Genomic DNA, 20,052 nt, shown 5'->3' with positions numbered 1-20,052 from the left:
CCGTCTAGCTCATTCTTCGACGGGCGAAGTCAAGGAGGCCAGCGCAAAGACGAAGATCCGGCCAAATTCGAGGGACTGTCCGAATCGTCGGCGGCGCGAGGCGCACAGCCCCGCCGGTCGCATCCCGTCCGCGAAGACAAAGCGTTCCGGCCTCGACGTGGATGCCGCGGTTCGGATCGCCGTCGCGGTGGGGGTCGATCTCCGGGATTCCCTCCTTCCCGACCATCCGAGTCCGTTTCGCGACCGGCCGCATGAACTGGCCCGGTGTGGGCAATGTCTCGGGACCTCGACGGGGCCTGCGCCCCCTTAGATCGGTCGTTCCGGCCGATGCGTCGAGATCGGCTTGGTCGGGATCGTTGATCTTCGTCAAAGCGCCTTGCCGCTTTGGATGCCCTCTTCGGTCGAGACTGTTCGGAGGCCGACGATCATGAGCACGCACGCGGACACACAGGGCCCGGACTCGGCCTTTCCATCGCTCCTCGTCCATGTGGATGTGGACGACGGGTCCGCGGACAGGGTGAAGCTCGCCGCGGACCTCGCGAGGTCCTGGAGGTCCGAGCTGATCGGCATCGCCGCCGCGCCGGAATATGTCTCGCTCTACGGCGACGCTTCGCTGCTTCCGTTGGACATGATGGAAGCCGAGACGAAGCGCGTCGACGCCTTTCTCTCCGAAGCCAAGGCGATTTTCGACCGGCACACGTCCGACATCGACGATGCGCTCTGGCGATCGGTTCACGCACCGACCGTCGCGACGATCGTGGACGAGGCCCGCCGGGCCGATCTCCTCGTGCTCGGCCAGGGTGGCCGCGATCCTGCGTCGTCTCGGGCCCCCGACGTGGCGGTCGGCGAGGTCGTCCTGCAATCCGCGCGCCCGGTCCTCGTCGTGCCTCCGAATGTCGAGCGTCTCGAAGCGCAGACCATCGTGCTCGCATGGAAGGACACGAGGGAAATCCGCCATGCCGTCCAACAGGCGATGCCGCTGCTGCGAAACGCGCGCGAGGTTCTCGTCGTCACCGTCGGGCCGGATCTCGACCCGCGCGCCTGGCGCGACGTTCAGGCGCATCTTCGCCGCCACGGCCTGCCAGCCTCCTTCGTCCACCGGCTGGATGCCGAGGTCGACGCTTCGACCGCGATCCTCGACATCGCCCGCATCAACGGGGCCGATCTCATCGTCGCGGGAGCCTACGGGCGCCGACGGTGGCGCGAGATGCTGTTCGGCGGCCTCACGCGCGATCTTCTGACGAAGGCGCGGATCTGTTGCCTCCTCTCGCACTGATAGACGGCCCGACGAACTTCCGGCCCCGCTGCATGGTCGGATGCCGGACCGCGCCGCCGGCCGGAAGAGGGCGGTTCGTTTGATCGAGAGCAAGGCGCGGTCCGCCGATCCGTTCTTCGATGCGGGAAGGCCCGGCGCTCCGGGGTCCCGGAGCCTCGGCCCGCCGTCGAGAAGCCCGCTTCGCGCCGAGCACGGCCATGTCTGATCGAAAGGAGACGTCGATGATGCGCTGCCGAATCGTCTACTCCATCCAGCCCGTCCACGGCGTCTGGACCGTCGAAGCCTGCGGCACGCACGCGGGCTCCTACCGCACGCGCCGCGCTGCCCTGCATGTGGCCGCCGAAGAGGCGCGCCGCCTGCAGAAGATGGGTCATGCCGTCCGGATCGAGTTGCTTCGTCCGGAAGGAACGCAGACGCTGGAAACGCGCGTTCTTCGCCATTTCCACTGATGCGAGAAACGCCTCGGACCGGCTCGAGCGGCGCTTCGTCGTCTCGAGAGCGCCGCCACGGGGGGAGCCCGAGCTTCGATGCAGGGCACTCCGTCCGCTCCCGTCAGGTCGCGACGGCGATGCCGGACGCCCGGCGTTCGGCCTGCCGCAGCTTCCGGTCGAGGGGGCGCTCGATCCGGAGGAAGAAGACCGTTCCGACGCCGACGGCCAGGAGACAGCCGAGGATTCGCGCGACGCCGTCCGCGCCGGCATCCGCTCCCGAGCGCGCAAGAACTTTGCCGAGCGCCGACAGCACGAACCAGTGGCAGAGATAGATGCTGTAGGACGCTTCCCCGATCGTCGCGACGAGCCGATGCACCGGACCCGTGCGCACGAGAAGCGGCCGCATCGCCAGCACGGCTGCGACGCCGAGACCGGCGAGGAGGCATCGCGCGAGAACGACGGCGTCGTGACCTCTTGCGATCGTCCATCCCGCTGCGGCCAGAACGGCGAAGGCGACGAAGGCCGCGACGACCGCCGGCGCCCGGCTTCGGCGGGCACCGTGCAGCATCCAGCCGATGCCGAAGGCGAACATGTAGGGGCTGAGCGCATGGGCGAGCGCCGGTTGGTGGCGCAGAGCGTCGGATAAGATGATTCCGACAAGGCCGAGCAGCGCGAGAGCCGGGCCGAATGCGATGCGCAGGTCGCCCTTGAGCGCAAGCTCGCTGGCGAGAAACACGGTGACCATCGCATAGAAGACGATCTCGTATTCGAGGGTCCAGCCGACGGTGAGGATCGGGTAGCCGTCGCGCGGCCAGAGCATCATCGACTGGATCACGTTGCCCGCGGTGAGTTCGAAGCCGCCGAGATGCCAGCCGGGCTGCGCGAGGTAGACGCCGATGACGAGGAGCGTGAAGAGCCAATAAAGCGGGAAGATCCGCCGGATCCGTCCCACGACGAACGGTTTCGCTCGAGCGTCGGTCGACGTGATGAAGCTCATCAAGTAGCCCGACACGACGAAGAAGACCTCGACGCCGATGCCGCCCATCGGGCTGTAGGACGACGCCTGGATCGAGAAGCTCGAGAAGCCCTTGGTCAGGAGGTCGGAGTGCCAGACCATGACCTCGGTCGCGGCGAGGGCTCGCAGCCACTGAATGGCTTCGTTGCGCTCGGCGGTCACCATGTCGACGCCTCCGGGGACCGGACGAGCCTGCCGACCGCCGGAGGTGGCGAGCAGCCGGCGCCGATCGCCGACATTCGAAGGGGCTTGCATGATCGCATCGGAAGCACCGGAAGCCGCTGGCGAGATTGCCGTGATATCTGTTCGTCGGTTGAACACCGCGTGAAGCGCAGGGCCGGCTCCGCCCGTGGAAACGAGCGAGACCGCTGCCCGGCCAGAGCGATCCTGACACGGGTCGCATCGCGTGCCCGCCGGGCATCCGGCGTAACACCGGAATGGCCCGGCGATGGCGGCCGAGGGTGCCGGTTCCCGATCCGCGTGCCCAAGCGACGCATCGTCCGGCAGGGGTACTCCGTTCTTCCTCTGGTTCTCGGTCCGCCCCGGCGGTCAGATGTCTGCGGAACCCGCATCGCGCCGCACGGCCGATCCGGGGTTTGAAGGGATGGCCGGACGTGTCGGGAGCAACGCGAGCATGAGCATCGGCACGACGCTGGATCTCGGGCGGCCCGCGAGCGTCGCCTTTCGGGACCGTTACGTCACGGTTCTTCTCGTCTGCATCGCGGCCTATGCGTTCACGGGGAAGGGCTTCGCCTATGCCGGTGTTCCCCCGCTGTTTCCGGCCGAACTCCTGCTCCTGTGCGGTCTCGTCACGCTGGTCTGGCCGATGCCGTCCGCAGCGTTCCTCTGCACCGCGCCGTCGCTGATCCTCCTGGCGATGATCGTCTGGACGCTCGGGCGCACCATTCCCTATGTCGGCGCCTACAAGATCGACGCGCTCCGCGACAGCGTGATCGTCGTCTACGGGCTCTTCGCCTTCGTCGTCGCCAACCTCATCCTGGAGAAGCCGGCCCGCATCGACGCCGCCGTCGGCCGCGCCGACCGCTTCTTCCTGGTCTACGGCGCCGTGGCTTTCCTGCTCTACATCATCCCCAAGCAGCTCGGTCATCTGATCCCGGCCTGGCCGGTCTCGGGCGCGCCGATGATGCTCCTGCGCGGTGGCGAGGTGGCGGTTCATATCGCCGGCGCCGCCGTGTTCGCGCTGGTCGGACTGCGGCGCTTCCCCGTCTGGTGGGTCGGGCTCCTCATCCTCGGCATCATGGTCGTCTCGGCCCAGAGCAGAGGCGGCATGCTGGCGATCGCCGTCCCCATCGCCCTGGCGACGCTTCTGTCCGGCCGCTATCGGCCGGCCCTGGCGACGGTCCTCGCCGCGACGCCGATCTTCGCGGTCCTCTACCTCACCGATGTCGAGGTGCAACTGCCGCCGGACTTTCGCACGATGCGCGCCGGCCAGCTTCTCGACAACGTCACCAGCATCTTCGCGTCCTCGTCGAACAGCGACCTCGACGGCACCAAGATCTGGCGGATCCGGTGGTGGCAGACGATCACCGACTACACCCTTCATGGCGATTACTTCTGGACCGGCAAGGGCTTCGGCATCAACCTGGCGATGTCCGACGGTTTCGTGGTCGGCGACGGAGACGGGCCGCCGCTGCGCAGCCCCCACAGCGCGCACATGACGATCCTGGCGCGGAGCGGCGTTCCCGGCCTCGTCCTCTGGATCGCCCTCAACGGCACCTGGCTTGCGATGATGGTCGCCCACATCGTCCGCGCGCGCCTCGCCGGCGACGAGCACTGGGCAGGCCTCCTCATCTTCGTCACCTGCTACCTCGTCGCCGGTCTCGTGAACGCCAGTTTCGACGTGGCGCTCGAAGGTCCGATGATGGGCGTGATCTTCTGGGTCCTGTTCGGCGCGGGCATCGGGCTCTGCATGACCTATCGCACGCTATCGAAGGATCGCGACGCCGCGTGGTGGCGACAGCACGGCGCGAACGCCAAGGGCGCCTGAGGATCCGGCTCCCCGACAAGATCCCAGCTACCAGCGGCTGGTGTCCGGACGATCGGCGCTCAGCACCGAGCCCTCGTCCTGGCGGGTGTCGCGGCGATAGGCCTCCCAGTCGTCGCCGCTCGGAAAGTCGCCCCACCACCAATGCGGGCCATCGTCCATGAAGTAGCGGTTGCCCTCGAAGATGTTGCCGCCGCCGAGCAGTCCCGGCTCGTCGTGATCCGCGGCGCCGCCCGTCCGGCCGGCGCCGTCGCGGGACACGAGCGTGTTGCCGTAGACGATGTTGCCGGCGGTTCGATAGGGACCGAAGGCGCCCGTGCCGCGATCCTGCTGGATCAGCGCGATCCCGTTGAGGCCGCCCGACATGTCGATCCGGTTGCCGGTGATCTCGACGGGACCGGAATTCTGGATCTGGATCGCGGCGCCCCACAGCCAGTTGCCCCGGCCGCTCGACCCGTTGCCGATGAGGACGTTGTCGCGGATCACGGCCTGGTAGGAGATCTCGTGGTTGATCCCGCCGCCGTCGTTGCCGACGACCCGGTTTCCCTCGTAGAGCGTCCCGACATTGTCGATATCGGTCCACAGGCCGAAGCCGTGATTGCTTTCGGAATGGTTGCCGCGCACGACGAGGTCGGTCGTGACGGCGAACTTCGTGCCGCCGCCCTCCCAGAACACGTCGATGCCCGACCAGAAGCCGTTGGCGTGGATGGCGTTGCGCTCGACGAGGATGCCGGCGCCGTTGCCGCCGAGTCCCATCTGCCCATTGTCGTGGACGTCGTTGGCGACGATGCGGCTGCCGCCGGAGACGATGATTCCGACGCCGTAATTCAGGCGAACCTCGTTGTTCGCGATCGTCCAGGCTCCGCCGCCCTGAATGGCGCCGTGCTGGACCGGAGCCGCGAACTGTTCGATCATGAGATTGGAAATGGTCACGCCGTCCGCTCCCGAGGCGAAGGCCGCGGGCGTGACGCCGGCCTCCACCTTGCGTCCTGCGGGGTCGTCCGCGAAGACGATGAGGTCCGCATCGTAGTCGAAATAGAACGTTCCGCTCGTCACCGCCCGCCGCGAGGCGACGGGGCGCAAGGGCCGTCCGTCGATGTAGAGCGTTTCGGGATAACCGGCCCGGATCGCGCCGGGCGCCGGCTCTCCTGTCGCCAGCCGGCGCCCCTCCTGGGTCTGGCCGGTCGCCACGAAGAGGGCGCCCTCGCGCCCGACCTCGCCGATCTCGCGCGATCCGTCGAGCACGGCGCCCTTCGCGCCGACGAAGGTCTGGCCGGGCTTCGGCTCGATCGGGCGGGCGAGCCGATATTCTCCGGCATCCCGGAAGTAGAAGGTAGCGCCCGCCGGTGCCGCGCCGACGAGGGCGGGGACATCGTCTCCCAGCGCCACGACGATCGCGCCTCTCGGCGGCTCCACGTCGACCGGGCCGACCGGCAGGTCCATCGCGATTGGCATCGATCTCTCCGGTCTTCAGGTCGGCGGGCTCGCCCGATCCGGACAGGGCGATCCTGTCGGACGGTGCGTCCCTTCGATGCGGCAGGATAGAGGAGTCGAGCGCGACCGCGCCGGGCCATTTGGCTTACGCCTGGGGGAGACACCGCCGAAGCGGAGGGTGGACGGGCGCGCATCGCCGGTCCCGGTCGGTCGGTGAGCCGCCGACGCGCTGGCCTTCGTTCCGGCCGGTCTACCCCTTCGAGCGATGCCCTTCGTCCAAATGACCACTCGCGCCTTCGCCCCGAGATCGCGTCGGATGGGATGCAATAAGGCGCTCCGTGGGTTTGCGCTGGGAGGCGAGATGACGGCCCCGATTCAGCCTGTACCTGTGATGTCGGACGTTGCCGAGATGAGGCGGACCGAGCCGCGGCCCCCTTGTGACGCCGCGCCGCGCCGCCTGCGGGTTCTGGTCTGCGCCTTTGCCGTTTCTCCGATCGGCGGATCGGAGCCGGGGCTCGGGTGGAACGTCGTCTCGCGTCTGGCCAGATGGCACGACGTGACCGTCCTGTGCTCGCCGGGCATGCCGGGCGAGCGCGACTTTCGCCGGGAGATCGCAGACCAGCTCCGTGCCGAGCCGATCCCCGGCCTCACCTTTCATTTCGTCCCGCCGCCGCTCCTGTCGCGGATGCTGCAGCGCGAGACCCTGATGCGGCGCCGGACGGTCTACTATCTCGGCTACCGGTCCTGGCACCGGGCGGCCCTTGCGGCAGCGCGCAGCCTCCACGCGAAAGCGCCGTTCGATCTCGTCCACCAGCTGAACATCACCGGCTATCGCGAGCCCGGCGACCTCTGGCGCCTGCCGATCCCCTTTGTCTGGGGCCCGATCGACGGCGCGTCGGATCTCGGCTGGTCGTTCTTCTCGATCATGGGATGGGGGGAGCGGCTGTTCTATGCGACGCGAAACGTCACGAATGCCTTGCAGAAGCGCGCTCCGCTTCGCGCCCGGAGGGCGGCCCACCGGGCCAGCCACATTTGGGCGATCGGCGGCACCAACACGGAGATGGTCCGTCGGCATTGGGATCGCGAAGCCGAAAGCGTCATCGAGAGCGGCGCAAAGCCGGTCACGGGATCGGCGCGCTCCTTCGACGGGACGCGTCCCCTCCGCCTCGTCTGGAACGGCCTGCACATCGGCCGCAAGGCGCTGCCGATCCTGTTCCACGCCCTGCGTGACCTGGACGGCGGTCACGAGGTGGTCGTCCTCGGGGAAGGGCCGGCGACCCGGTCCTGGAAGCGGATGGCGGAGCGTCTCGGCATCGCGGACCGGGTCCGCTGGACCGGTTTCATCCCCCATGCCGAAGCCATGGCCGAGCTCGAGCGCGCCGACGCTCTCGTGCACACGAGCCTTCTGGAGGGAACGCCCGCCGTCGTGCTGGAAGCCCTGACACGCGGCATACCGGTCATCTGCCACGATGGCTGCGGCATGGGTGTCGCGGTGACGGAGAGATCGGGAATCAAGGTGCCGCTTCGCGATCCAGAGACGAGCATCGCGGGATTTCGCGAGGCGATCGATCGACTGGCCCACGAAGCGGAACTGGTCGAGCGTCTATCGGGCGGCGCGCTCGCCCGGGCGCGGGCCTTGAGCTGGGACGCCATGAGCGAGCGGATCGCCCGCCGCTATACCGACGTCGTCGAGCAGCGCCAGGCCTTCGTCGAACGGACCATCGGGTTCGGCTGACCCCGTGCGACGTGTCCCGGCGTCCGGGTCATCGTTCGAGGCTCTTGCGGGACAGCCGAGAGACGAACACGCGCCGGGCGGCCGCCCGGCGCGTGTTCGTGTCGGTGTGCGTGGTCAGAAATAGTTCGGCGCGGCGGCGTCGAGCCGAAGTCGCAGCGCGGACGACGCCTTGACCGCGAGCCAGCTCGGATTGCGCAGGTTGAACCAGACCTTCAGCGCCTGACGCCAGAATCTGCGTTCGATCGGGCTGCGCGGCCCGAAGGTCGAAAGGACCGCCTGCGCCTCTCGCCGCGCCCGCTCGGCGTTGACGACGCTGTTGTTGACCCGCGTCCGGCGAAAACAGGTCAGTTCCTGCGGCAGCCGGCCATAAGGTCGGCGGGACAGAGCGCGCGCGAACATCTCGTAATCGCCGGCATCCTTGTAGGCGATGTCGAAGCCCCCGAGTTCGGTGAAGAACGCGCGGGAGAAATAGGTCGACATGTGCATGATCGGGTTCCAGCCGAGGCAGGCGTGGATGCGCGGCGTCATCCAGACCGGCGGCGCGGCGAGGGATCCGAGGCTTTCGCCCTTCTCGCCGATCCAGCGAATTCCGCCGACGATCCAGTCGGGCCGGGACGAACGGTAGAGGTTCGCGATGGCGCGGAGCGCTCCGTCGAGCATGATATCGTCCGAGCCGAGAAAGCCGAGGAGGTCGCCCCGGCTGTCGAAGGAGCCCTTGTTGATGGCGTCGAAGATGCCCTGATCCTTGCCCTGGATGATCCGCAGACCGTAGGCCTTCGCGATCTCGACCGTTCCGTCGGTGCTCCCGGCATCGACGATGACGTGGTCGACCTCGAAGCTCTCGTGGTGGTTGCGCTTCACCGAAGCGATGCAGTCGCGCAGATAGGCCGCGCCGTTGAGGGTGGGGGTCACGATGGTGATGATCACGTCGAGGTCTCCTGTTGGGGTTGCGATGGATCGAGCCAGTGCCGGCGCCTATCGGCAGGTGCCCGGTGCTTCGGCCGGGCGGGCGGAACCGGCGGAGGCGGGCTCCGCGAGCCGGCGACCGATGGCGGCGACGAGACAGGCGGTGCGGACGGCGAGCGCGGCGGCCAGGGCGAGACAGCCGCCGACGAGCCCGTAATGCGTCGTCATGGGGACGGCGAGGACGAGCATGACCCCGGTCGATGCGAGGTCGGCGATCAGCCCGTCGCGTCCGCCGTCGACGCCGTGCAGGAAGGCGCAGCACACCGAGGCGGCGTAAGCGAAGGCCGCGCTTCCGGCGAGGACGCGAATGCCTCCGACGATCGCCTCGTCGGCGACGCCGTGCCCGTAGAAGAGCGAGACCAGCTCTCGCGGGAATGCCAGCATGGCGGCGCAGCAGAGCCCGACGATCGGCGCGCCGGTCGCGATGAGGGGGAGCGACGCGCGCCAAGCGGCGCGGGTGCCGCCGGACAGCGCGCGCGCCGCCGTCTGCGGCACGGTGTTGCAGATGCCGATCACGATCGGCGCGGTGAGATTGAAGATGTTCATGGCGATCTGGTACGCGCCGGCCGCCGCGGGACCGGACAGGGCGCCGAGCAGCCAGGGGAGGCACTGCGTCCGCGCGATGCCGAGCCCATTGCTCGTCAGCGACCACCGCCCGAGGCGCCAGAACGCCCGGGCGAGGGGAGCAAGGGCGACGAGCCGCGCCCCTCGAAGCCCGATCTGGCCGCTCTGGACGAGAGCACCGAGAAGCGCCGTCGCCGCCATGATGGCGAGCGCGACGGGAAGGCTCAGCGGCATCATCCCGGCCGCCGCCGCGAGCGCCGCAACCTGACCGCCGTAGCGGATGCCGTCGCCCAAGATCGCCGTGCCGTGCCGAAGATCGGAGAGAAGCCCGCGCCGGACGGCCTCCTGAAGCTGGCCGGCCGCCAGGAGCGCGAAGGAGGGAAGAAGCAGCGCCGGATCGATGAGCCAGCCGACGAGCGCCCCGAGAAGCAGCGTCATCGGCAAGCAGACCGCCGCCGTCAGGACGAGGCTCGACAGCACGAGGTCGCGTCGGTGCCCCGCGTCCGCGACGGAGGCGACGATGGACAGGGGATAGAAAATCAATGAGCTCGAAACCGTCTGCATCAGAAGGATGATGCCGAGCGCCATCGCGTAGTGACCGTAGTCCGAGAGCGGAATGCTCCGTGCGAGGAGGATGTTGAAGAGAAACGTGCTGAGGCTGATGATCCCCTGGTCCAGGAGGGGCGTGGTGCCCGTCCAGATGCGAAGGAGGGACCGGCGGAGATCGCGCGATCCCGGCGGCCTCGAGATCTCGACCGCCTCGTTCATCAGCCAAGTCCCATTGGCGTTCCGCTCGGTAGCCCGAGCGATCCTTGCGCGATGCGGTGATCGTCGCTTGCGTCAGCCGCTTCGGCCAGAACGGCGGCATAGCCGGACATGGCGATCTTGGCGGCGCTTTCCCAGGTGAAGGTCGTGCGGGCGCGCCGTCTGCCGGTTTCCCCGAGCCGCCGGGCACGATCGGGATCGCGAAGGAGCGAGCCGAGGGCTTCCGCGAGCGCGGCCGGCCGGCCCGCCTCGACGAGCACGCCCTCGTCGGGGCCGATCTGGTGGGGAATGCCGCCGACCCGCGAGGCGACGACCGCCAGCCCCGCCGCCATCGCCTCCAGCACCACGAGCGGAAAGGTGTCGGCGAGCGTCGGGAAGACGAAAATGTCGGCCCGGCGAAAGCAAGCCGCGGCTTCCGCGTCCGTCAGGCGTCCGGTGACGACGACGCGCTGACCGTCGCGGCAGGCCGCCTGGAACGAGTCGTAGGCGACGCCGTCCCGCCGTTCGCCGCCGACGATCAGTTGGAATGGCTCCCGGATGTCGCGGCAGGCTTCGATGAGGACGGGCAATCCCTTGTTCGGCGTGTGGTTGGCGAGGAAGAGCAGCGTCGGCGGGCCACCCGCCGTGCGTCCTTCGACACCGAGGCGGGCGAGGAGCCGGGCGTCTTCCTCGTCATGTCCGGGTTCGGGCGACGGCACGCCGTTGCTGACCACCGTCACCCTGTCCGTCCGCTGCCCCAGGGCCTGGAGCAGGCCGATGTCGTCCGGCGACAGCGCGAAGATGCGCGCGGCGTGCGCGACGACCTCGCGCACCGGTTCGATCACGAGTTGCCGCCATGCCAGCCTTTGCCAGGCGTTGAAGCCGTAGATGCGCAGCCCATTGACGACCTCGTTGAACCCGTGGGTCGAGACGACGTAGGGGATGGCGAGGCGTCGGCAGGTCCGCGCGATCCGCCGCATTTCGAGCGCCGGCATGGGATTGTGCAGGTGGACGAGATCGTAGCGCCGCGAGCCGACCCTCTGGGACATGTCGGAGCGGTAGAAGAGCGTCCGGAAGCGGTTCGGGACGGCGGGATGTCCGAGCCCCGGCGGGAGCCAGGTGCGGACCGGAACGCGCGCGAGATCGCCGGCTCCGACGACGGGAGCGTCGCCGCCGGCGATCATCGTCGCGAGCGTCATGTCGCAATGGCGGGCGAGCGCGAGGCTGAGGCTCTCGGCGGCGCGTGCGGCGCCGCTCACGGTGAGATGCGGCGGGACGACGACGGCGGCGAGGACCTTCACAGGTGGTACCTCGCCGTCAGCGACTCAGCGAGTTCCGGCTCGCGCCAGAGGTCGGCCATCGCGTCGTCGATGGTGAAGCGGGGATTCCAGCCGAACAGCGCCTGGATCCGCGACGTGTCCGCCGCCAGGAACGGGCGGTCGACCTTGCGCAGCCGATCGGGGTCCTCCTCGATCGAAAAGTCGGTCTGCGACACCGAGCGCAGCTTTTCCAGGACTTCGACCACGGAATAGGAGGCCGACGTGCCGAGATTGACCGTGACCACCTCGCCGGAAGCGCTGCTGTCCTTCAGCGCGACCGCCCGGAAGCCGAGAGCGGCATCCTTGACGTGGATGTAGTCGCGCTTCGGCCAGAGATTGCCGAGGCGGATCGTCCGGTGGCCGGCTTTGAGCTGCGCCACGAGCTCCGGCAGGAGGTGCGGATTGGTCTCGCCGGGGCCGACGACGTTGAAGAGGCGCACCACGGCCGCGTCGAGCGAGCGCTTGGCCGCGAAATTGGCGACGTAATGCTCGCCGTGCAGCTTGGAAAGGCCGTAGATGTCGGACGGTTGCTGGAGGCTGGCCTCGCGGTGCGGGACGAGATCCGGCTTGTAGACCGCGCCGCTGCTGGCGAAGACGAAGCGGCAGCCGACCGGCGCCTTGGCGAGAACCGCGACGGTGCCGAGGAGGTTGGTGGCGAGGGCCGCGATGGGCCGGTCTTCGCATTCGGGAATGTAGTGGATCGCCGCGAGATGCACGATCACGTCCGGCGAGATGTCGGCCATCGCTCGTTCGACCGAAGGCTCGTGCGTCAGGTCGATCTGCTCGAAATGGAACTTGGCGCGCTCGTCGGCTCGAAACCGCAGGGCGCTCGGAGCGACCTTGTCGAGGACGTGGACCTCGTGGTCGTCATAGAGGAGGCGCACCAGCTCGCGCCCGACATAGCCGTTGCCGCCCGTCACGATGATGCGCTTCATGATCGTCTCCACATGTTGGATTTGACACGGCCACCGGCTCGTCTCGCTTCAGGCATCAGGCGTTCAGCCCGTGCTGAAAGCCTCGCCGGGAGGCCTCCTTGGCGCGCCGTCCGAGATAGCGCCGGTGGAAGTAGAGGCTGTCCTTGGTGCCGAGCGCCTTGTGCCGCGCGACGTCGACCTGGTTGAGGACGATGCCGGTCTCGCCCTTCGTCCAGTTGAGCTGGGAATAGGCCGAACTCACCGCCGCCTTCGGCGTGTCGTTCCACTTCACGGCGAGCAGCACGAGATCGGCCAGCCAGGTCATCACGAGAGCGTCGGACTTCGTCAGGATGGGCGGCGTCTCGACGATGACGATGTCGAAATGCGAGCTGTTTTCCTCGAGCCAGGATCGCATGTGGTCGTGGCTGCCGAACACGTCGCGAAGATCGTCGGAGGCGCGGTAGTAGCCTGCGATCTTCGTTCCGGCATTGTGGACGCGCATGGTCAGGGCCGTGCGGTGGCTCTCCTCGGCGTCGGCGTCGGACTGGCCATCCCATTCGCTGCCGCCGGCGCTCGGACGGATGGCATTCTCGATGGTGAGGACACGTCGATCCATGGAGGCCAGCGTCTGAGCGAGGTCGCGCACCAGCTCGGTCTTGCCTTCGCGCGGCGCGGCGGAGGTGACGACCACGATGGTTCCGCCGTTGCGGTTGTGGGTGAGGCCCGCCTTGATGGCGAGAGCCTTCAAAGCCTCCTCCCGTAGCTGGCGCGTGCCGGATATGTCGTGCGTGTCGATGGCGGGAATGATCCCGAGGCAACGGGCGCCGAGCTCGACGGCGATCTGCGGAGCGGAGCGGAACCCGGTGTCGCGCAGTTCGAGGAGAAGCACGGTGCCGAGGCCGGCGCCGAGGCCGAGAATCCCCGAAAGGACCGCCACCAGAGAAAGCTTCGGCGAGGCGGGCACCGCCAGTGTCTCCGCCGGGCTGACGAGCTTGGCGCCGATCGGCTTGAGGTCGGCGAGCGCGAGCGCCTGCCGATAGCTCTCCTGGAGGCGAACGAGCGCGCCGCGGGCCGCCTCGGCTTCGGTTTCCAACTGGCCGAGGCGTTTGGAGGCGGTCTGGCTGTCCAGCGCGGAACGCTTGGCCGCGTCGAGGCGCTCGGCGAGTGTGGCTTCCGATGCGCTGGCGCTGGCGACGTCGGCTTCGGTCGTGCTGATCGCCGAGGCGATGGCGGCGGTGAGCTGGTCGCGTGCATCCTGCAGGGCCTTGTCGGCGCGGGCGACGAGGGGATGCCGGCTGCCGAGGGTCGAGGCGAGGCGGCTGGCTTCCTGTCGCTTGGCGACCTCGGCCTCGATCAGGCGCGGCGCATCGGTCGAGCCCGCGAGGTCGGAGGCCGACGGCGTGTGCCCGTCGGCGGCCGCGCTGCGAAGCCGGGACAGGCGGGCCTCGAGGTTCAGGCGATCGAGGCGGACGCTGGAGAGCTGGGTGACGAGATCGCCCAGTTGCTTTTCCGTCGCCTGGACATTGCCGGCCGATCCGCCGACGCCGGCGAGGCGAGCCTTGGCGATGCGCTGGTCGGCCTCGGCGACGGCAAGTTTCGCGGCCTCCACCTGAGAGGCGAGCCAGTCGCTGGTGCGGCGGGCCGAGCCGACGCTCACCTCCACCCGGCTCTGCAGGTAGGTTTCGGCGAAGGCGTTGGCGATCGTGGCCGCGCGGGCGGGATCGTTCGACGTGAAGGCGATTCGGATGAGGTAGGACTTGCCCTCGTTGCGCACCGACAACCGGCTCTGCAGGTCGAGGACGCTGCGGTCGAAGGCCGGAATGGGAGCGGCGCTGACGCTGTGGCGAAGTCCGTTCGCCACGTCCCGGAAGAAGGCGAGGACCGGGTTCTTCGGCGCTTCCGCCCCGGTCGCGGCCCCGGTCGCGGCCGGGGTCGCCGGTGACGGCGCCTCGGTTCCGCTCCGGGCGAGCTCCCGCGCGGCGAGGTCGGAGGCGACGCGCCGCGCGATCGCTCTCGATCGGATGATCTCCGCTTCGCCTTCGACGATCGAGGTGGCGTCGACGCTGGTGCTGGCTGCGCCCGTGCCGGCCTGTCCCTCACCGGGCGCGCCGCCGCCGTCGAAGGTCAGCTGGATCAGCGCCTCTCCGACATAGCTCTTCGGCATCATCGAGGCCGCGCCGACCGCCCCCGCCATGACGAAGGCGAGGATCGTCGCGATCCAGACCTTGCGTCGCCAGAACAGCCGCAGGACGCTCGATATCGTCGCTTCGTACCGGGGCCGGAAGTCCTGGGCCGGCGGGGTCAGACGGGCGAATTCGCGGGGAGGTGCCGAGTTCATCTGAGGGTCCGTCTTTCGAAGCCAGCGAGTGTTTCGCGGAAGGTTTCCGGTGGGAAGACTGACGTTGCGCGGTTGTTTTCATTGCGGAATGTCGAGGTTGTTTGCCGATGCCGAGTAGAGGGTGTGCAACTGCGAATATGAAGTTTGATTCGTGGGTAATCCGAATGGCGCTCCTTCGCGGTCACCGGTACCCGGTCGGGTTCGCCGCAGCAGGGCGGGCAAAGCCTCTGCTTCCCCGCGACGACGGACGCCGATCTCCCCGTTCGCGAAGGAGAAACCGGGATGGCGCGAACCGGCTTCCGGCGGGACTCAGCCCTTCGGCCGGTCGATCGCGGCCTCGCACCCCGAAGGCGTCGTTCCGAGCTGCGCAACCATCGGCGGTAGACCGTTTGATGTCGTGGCGTTTGCAACGTCAGACGCTACCGTTCCCCGGCAGGTCGGACGTCGAGACGCTCTCGACGACAAAGGATGGGCCCGATGAACCCGCCGGGGTCGCGACGACCGCGACGGCGGCAGGCGACTTGGAAAGAAACCTCGCGCCTTCGTCGATGCGTCGTCCGTGATCATCGAGCGCGATCATCGGGCCGGATCCCCGGACGCGGAGCGTGGCGACGGCAGGTGTCCGCTGGCGTCCCGTTCGACCGCTTGCGCTGCATCGAGGGGCTGGCACCGCGTCCTGGGGCCGTAGGAACAAGGGCTGGTCATGCACGTCACGGACATCATCGAGGACGTCGCGTCCGAGCCGGATCCTTCGCCCCGGGCGCCGCCGAGCCTTTCCCCGATGCCGGCCAGGAGCGAAGCCGGGGCGCCGGGCGCGGTGGCTTCGACGCGCCGCTGCCTCGTCGAGATGAAGCCGTTCTGGTGCGAACTGGAGGGCAGGGCTTCGGGCGTTCCACTCTATCAAAGCCACGGATGGTGCAAGGCCTGGGTGGAGTCCTGCGCCGCGATCGGGAAGCCGGTCGACGTCAGGATCGTCACGGTCGTCGACGGCGACCGGATCGTGCTCCTATGGCCGCTCTGCGTGCGGCGCCTCGGGCCGATCGGAATCCTGCACGCCCTGGCCGAGCCGGCGACGCAATATTGCGGGCTCCTCGTCGAGTCGTCGCCGCTCGCCTCGCACTGGATCGCGCTTGCCTGGCAGCACATCCGGGCCGAGCCGGGTGTGGATTTCGTGCACCTTCACAACGTGCGCAGCGACAGCGATTTGGCCGATTTCGCCGCCCAGCATCTGGGATGGGCCATCCTCCATCAGGATGTCGCGCCGTTCCTCCGCTTCTCCAAAGCCGCCGCCGGTCCCGGTGTCGATCCACGGCCGAAACTGCGGAGCGGACGGAGCCTGAATGCCCTGAAGCGCCATTGGCGCAATCTCGAAAAGCGCGGCGAGGTCGCCTTCCAGATCGTTCCGCGCTGCCGCCACGTCGCCGCGATCGAGGAGGCGCTCTCCTTGAAGCGGGCCTGGCTGGTCGATCGTGGCGCGGTCAGCGCCGGCTACGATCATCCCGCCAACCACGCGGCGATCCTGGAAATGGCGCGGAACGGAAAGTTCGCGATCACCCGGCTCGCCGTCGACGGACAGACGGTCGCCATCGAGATCGGCCTTCTCGACCGCGGCCATTATTGTTCGCTGATCCAGAGCTACGATCTGGAATATGCCGCGCATGCACCGGGCCGGCTGCTTCTCTGGCGGCTCCTGACCGGCACGGACTTCGACATCGAAACCTTCGACTTCCTGCCGCCGGCGCATCCCCACAAGACGGAATGGACCTCGTGCGCCGTCGTCGTCACCGACTACGCCGTGCCGCTCAATCTGAAGGGCCGGATCGCAGCCTTCTATCTGCGTGAGGGAAAAGGGCTGCTGAAGCGCCTGTTCTCGCGTCTCCCGAGGAACGTCCGCATCCGCCTCGTCGGCTGGGCGCATCGGTTCTACTGACCCCTCCCGCCGATCGCGCCCAAACGGCGCGCGTTCCCCGGCGGGACATGCTGCGCAAGGGTCGAGAGCCCGCGGCCGGAACGTCAGACGACCCCGCAAGCGAGAGCTGGAGACCGTTCGCGGCCTGCAGCCTTCGCCTGCGAGGTCGTTGAAAGCAGGGCGGGGCCGCCCGCCGAGACGGTCGGCGGCCCCGCCCTGCGCTTACTCCGCCGCTTCCTGAACCGGAACGATCCGGTTGTAGATGTCCTCGATCCGGATGATGTCGTCTTCGCCGAGATAGCTGCCGTGCTGCACCTCGACGATTTCGAGAAGGCTGCTGCCGGTGTTCTCCAGCCGGTGCACCGCGCCGAGCGGGATCTCGGCATGCTCGTTCGGCCGAAGGATGCGGATCGTCTCGTCGATCGTCACGCGGGCCGTGCCGGTGACGACCACCCAATGCTCCGCGCGGTACCGATGCTTTTGGAGCGACAGCCGCCCGCCGGGATAGACGGCGATCCGCTTCACCTGGAAGTCGGCGCCGAGATCGCGCACCTCGTACCACCCCCAGGGGCGGTGAACCCGCGAATGGGCCGAGGCCTGGGGCACGGACCGCCGCTTCATGTCTTCGACGAGCATCTTGACCTCGCCGGAGCGATGGCGGTCGACCACCAGCACCGCATCCGGTTCCACGATCACGACGAGGTCGTTCGCTCCCACCACGGACGTCATCTGCCCCGTCGAGCGCACGAAGCACCCACGGCTGGCGAGCGTCTGGATGTCGCCGTGAAGGACGTTGTCGTCGCCATCCCGATCGGAGACGTCCCAGAGTGCGTCGAACGTTCCGACATCCGACCAGCCCCAGGCGGAGCGCACCACGGAGGCGAGCCCGGTCCGTTCCATGACGGCGTAGTCGATCGAAAGCTTCTCCGCCTGCCGATACGGCGTGCGGTCGATCAGGATCGCGCCGCGGTCCTGCGTCCGGTCGGACACGGCCTGGCGAACGGCTCCGGCATCGCCGGGTCTCATGCGCTGGTATTCCTCGACGAGGGTCGCGGCCATCGTCAGGAAGTTGCCGGAGTTCCAGAGATAGCCCTCCTCGATGTAGCGGGCAGCGGTCGCCGCATCGGGTTTCTCGACGAAACGGCGCACGGGAAGCGCGTCGCCGGCAGGTCCCGCCACCGCCTCGATATAGCCGTAGCCGGTTGCCGGATGCGTCGGAGCGATGCCGAAGGTGACGATGCGACCGGCCATCGCGGCCTCAAGTCCGCTCTGAAGGCTGCGGACGAAGGCGCCGCGATCCCGGATCGCGTGATCGGACGCGAGCACGGCGACACAGGCATCGGGTTCGTCCTCCGCCGCCAGAAGGCAGGCGGCGAGGATCGCGGGTCCGCTGTCGCGCGGTTCGGGTTCGAGCAGGAGCGTCGCATCCATCTCGATGGCCCGCAACTGCCGCTCCGCCTCGAACCGGTAGGCCTCGGAGGTGACGACGATCGGCCAGCCGAAGACGTCGCGGTCCGCGACGCGCAGCATGGTCTCCTGGAAGGACGAAAGCTCGCCCGTCAGCGGGATGAACTGCTTGGGCAGCGAATCGCGGGACATCGGCCAGAGACGCGTTCCCGCGCCGCCGCAGAGGATGAGAGGTCGGATCGTCGATGGCATGTCGTGGCTCCCGTATATCGGTTGAGAGAAAGGTCTGCGCGAGAGGAGAAAGCGGCGCCGTCGGCGTCACCGCCGGCTGAGGCGCTCGGGGCGGACGTCGCCGGGGAGGGACGGATCGGCGGAGCCGGTGGGTTCGGCGAGATCCGGGACCGGACGCGGTTCGGCGACGGGCGGGAGCCGAAGCGACGGCTCGTCGGGTGAAGGCCCGTCGCCCGCTTCACCGTCCGATCCGATCTGCAGCACGTCGCCCGGCCAGAGCGTCGTCGTCCGTTCGGCCTCGATCACGTCCATCCGCCCGCCGCGGTAGCGGGAGATGCGGATCGCAAGGGGGCCGGTCGGGGTCTGGGTCGCGAAGGGCATCTGGTCGAGCTTGATCTGTCGCGCTTCGAGAACCAGCGGCAGGCCGCCCTCCGCATCGGCGAGCTTCAGCTTGGTCTCCTGCAGGTCGGTCATCAGTCGGCTGCGATAGGTCGTGTCGAGTTCGGCGAGCTTCAGCTTCACCTCCGCCTGCGTCGACTTCGATCGGGCGAGATCGCCCAGGATGCGCGACAGGTCCGATCGGCTCTTGGACTTCTCGCGCTGGAGGTCGATGACCGACGACTTCTTGGTGAGGCCGTTCACGAGGAGGCTTTTGAAGTCTTTAATCTGCTCGTCGAGATAGGCGATCTGCTCCTTCTCGAGCGTGGCCTGTTCCTCGAAGGCGGCGACGTCGCCGGCAACCTGCCGGCTCTGCTCCTGCAGCAATTCCAGCTGGCGAGCCTGGGAGGTGGCCTGGAAGGTCAGGATCTCCTGCTCGCCTTCGATGAGGAGACGCATCGTCCCCGCGTCGAGCTTGCCGACGTCGGGAGTCTCGATGGTCCCGGTTCCCGCCAGCTGCGCCTCGATCCGGGCTTTGCGGGCGAGTTGTCCGAAATAACCGATCTTCAGCGACTTCAGCCGTTCGTCGGTCTGGAGAAAGTCCGCGCGTCGGGCGACGCTCTCGTTGGTCAGGCGCGCCGAACCGCCCGCCAGCGCCATTGCCGTCTCGACCGTCATCCCGTCCATATAGGCGTAGCGCCCCGGCGCGCGGACGCTGCCGACGACGGTGAGGGGCCGCAGCTCCAGCAGGCGGACGCTGATCACCGGATTCTGCAGGTATCCGTTTCCGAAGCGCCGGACGAGATCGGCTTGAAGGTTTTCGGGCGTGAAGCTGCGGACGTCGACCGGCCCGATCAAGGGCAGCGTGATCGTTCCCATCGGCTCGACGAGATAGCTTCCCGATATCTCCGCCTGATCGAAGACGGTGATCGCGACCCGGTCGCCGGGAGCGAGACGGAAGCGTTCGAGATCGGCCGCCTGCGCCGCCGGTTGGTCGGCGAGGATCGGACCGGCCGACGCCAGAAGGCAGACGACCGACAGGGCCGCGAACCAGGCGGCTCTCGGCTTCCCGGCCCGGCCTCGGGGCCGATGTCGTGTGGTGGCTGCGTTCGTCGATGTCTGGGATGTCAGGATCGCCATGGTACCGCCCCGCTCGGGTTGCTGGGCTGCGAGCCTAGAAGCATTCGGCGGTCGAACCCGACGGCGATTACGGCTAGACGCGATCCCGTAAGGATTACTTCGCGCCCGGCGTGCAGGCGCGGGTTCAACGAAATCTCGAGCATTTCCGGGGGTTGGCGCGGCGGGTTCGGGCTACTCCCGATGACGGGGGGCAAGCTGCCGCCGGCACCGGCTAGGCTGCCCGTGCCCGGCTGCCGGCAGGGACTT

14 protein-coding genes are annotated in these 20,052 nt (G+C 68.3%); 5 read left to right on the top strand and 9 right to left on the bottom strand.

The features are described 5' to 3' along the window. The first annotated feature begins 427 nt into the window (after window positions 1-427). The gene (locus ASG43_RS09190; RefSeq protein ID WP_056503485.1) at window positions 428-1,276 is read left to right on the top strand and encodes a universal stress protein; all 849 of its coding nucleotides are present in this window, start codon (window positions 428-430) and stop codon (window positions 1,274-1,276) included. Between the two features lie 221 nt (window positions 1,277-1,497). Next, a complete protein-coding gene (locus ASG43_RS09185) occupies window positions 1,498-1,725 on the top strand; it encodes a hypothetical protein (RefSeq protein ID WP_056503482.1) in 228 nt (75 codons plus the stop codon). A gap of 103 nt (window positions 1,726-1,828) precedes the next feature. Here ASG43_RS09185 and ASG43_RS09180 read toward each other — a convergent pair whose 3' ends face one another. Next, entirely contained in the window at window positions 1,829-2,887 is a 1,059-nt protein-coding gene (locus ASG43_RS09180) for an acyltransferase (RefSeq protein WP_162244699.1), read from the bottom strand. 469 nt (window positions 2,888-3,356) lie between these two features. Here ASG43_RS09180 and ASG43_RS09175 point away from each other — a divergent pair, with 469 nt between their 5' ends. Next, complete coding sequence (locus ASG43_RS09175; protein ID WP_162244698.1) at window positions 3,357-4,730, top strand: O-antigen ligase family protein; 1,374 nt, start codon at window positions 3,357-3,359, stop codon at window positions 4,728-4,730. 27 nt (window positions 4,731-4,757) lie between these two features. Here the strand turns inward: ASG43_RS09175 and ASG43_RS09170 are convergent, their stop codons facing one another. Beyond that, window positions 4,758-6,182: a right-handed parallel beta-helix repeat-containing protein gene (locus ASG43_RS09170; protein ID WP_082490779.1), complete on the bottom strand. Its 1,425-nt coding sequence runs from the start codon at window positions 6,180-6,182 to the stop codon at window positions 4,758-4,760. Window positions 6,183-6,570: 388 nt separating this feature from the next. Here ASG43_RS09170 and ASG43_RS09165 point away from each other — a divergent pair, with 388 nt between their 5' ends. Further along, window positions 6,571-7,896 carry a glycosyltransferase gene (locus ASG43_RS09165; RefSeq protein WP_162244697.1) on the top strand — a complete coding sequence of 442 codons (1,326 nt, stop codon included), beginning with the start codon at window positions 6,571-6,573 and terminating at the stop codon, window positions 7,894-7,896. A gap of 114 nt (window positions 7,897-8,010) precedes the next feature. On the opposite strand, the gene ASG43_RS09160 is transcribed toward ASG43_RS09165, so the two are convergent. From ASG43_RS09160 to ASG43_RS09140, 5 genes are read right to left on the bottom strand one after another with little or no spacing between them, the layout of a single operon-like run. Then, window positions 8,011-8,823, bottom strand: a complete 813-nt coding sequence (locus ASG43_RS09160) for a glycosyltransferase family 2 protein (protein WP_056503466.1) — start codon at window positions 8,821-8,823, stop codon at window positions 8,011-8,013. 48 nt (window positions 8,824-8,871) lie between these two features. Continuing rightward, window positions 8,872-10,194, bottom strand: a complete 1,323-nt coding sequence (locus ASG43_RS09155; RefSeq protein ID WP_056503463.1) for an oligosaccharide flippase family protein — start codon at window positions 10,192-10,194, stop codon at window positions 8,872-8,874. Beyond that, a complete protein-coding gene (locus ASG43_RS09150; protein ID WP_056503461.1) occupies window positions 10,194-11,471 on the bottom strand; it encodes a glycosyltransferase family 4 protein in 1,278 nt (425 codons plus the stop codon). Before ASG43_RS09150 ends, ASG43_RS09155 begins: the two co-directional genes overlap by 1 nt. Then, window positions 11,468-12,424: an NAD-dependent epimerase/dehydratase family protein gene (locus tag ASG43_RS09145; RefSeq protein WP_056504401.1), complete on the bottom strand. Its 957-nt coding sequence runs from the start codon at window positions 12,422-12,424 to the stop codon at window positions 11,468-11,470. The genes ASG43_RS09150 and ASG43_RS09145 overlap by 4 nt, the downstream gene beginning before the upstream one ends. Before the next feature lie 55 nt (window positions 12,425-12,479). Then, window positions 12,480-14,741: an exopolysaccharide transport family protein gene (locus ASG43_RS09140; protein WP_056503457.1), complete on the bottom strand. Its 2,262-nt coding sequence runs from the start codon at window positions 14,739-14,741 to the stop codon at window positions 12,480-12,482. 703 nt (window positions 14,742-15,444) lie between these two features. Here ASG43_RS09140 and ASG43_RS09135 point away from each other — a divergent pair. Then, window positions 15,445-16,671: a GNAT family N-acetyltransferase gene (locus tag ASG43_RS09135; RefSeq protein ID WP_056503455.1), complete on the top strand. Its 1,227-nt coding sequence runs from the start codon at window positions 15,445-15,447 to the stop codon at window positions 16,669-16,671. Window positions 16,672-16,872: 201 nt separating this feature from the next. Here the strand turns inward: ASG43_RS09135 and ASG43_RS09130 are convergent, their stop codons facing one another. Both ASG43_RS09130 and ASG43_RS09125 read right to left on the bottom strand, forming a co-directional pair. Continuing rightward, window positions 16,873-18,309 (bottom strand): mannose-1-phosphate guanylyltransferase/mannose-6-phosphate isomerase, encoded by a 1,437-nt coding sequence (locus ASG43_RS09130; protein ID WP_056503452.1) that lies wholly within the window; start codon window positions 18,307-18,309, stop codon window positions 16,873-16,875. A gap of 66 nt (window positions 18,310-18,375) precedes the next feature. Beyond that, the gene (locus ASG43_RS09125) at window positions 18,376-19,806 is read right to left on the bottom strand and encodes a polysaccharide biosynthesis/export family protein (RefSeq protein ID WP_056503449.1); all 1,431 of its coding nucleotides are present in this window, start codon (window positions 19,804-19,806) and stop codon (window positions 18,376-18,378) included. Between the last annotated feature and the right edge of the window lie 246 nt (window positions 19,807-20,052).

It is taken from the genome of Aureimonas sp. Leaf454 (assembly GCF_001424685.1).
Taxonomy (GTDB): Bacteria; Pseudomonadota; Alphaproteobacteria; order Rhizobiales; family Rhizobiaceae; genus Plantimonas.
The sequence above is the reverse complement of the archived record's forward strand: the minus strand, read 5'-3'. Positions and strand labels throughout refer to the sequence as shown.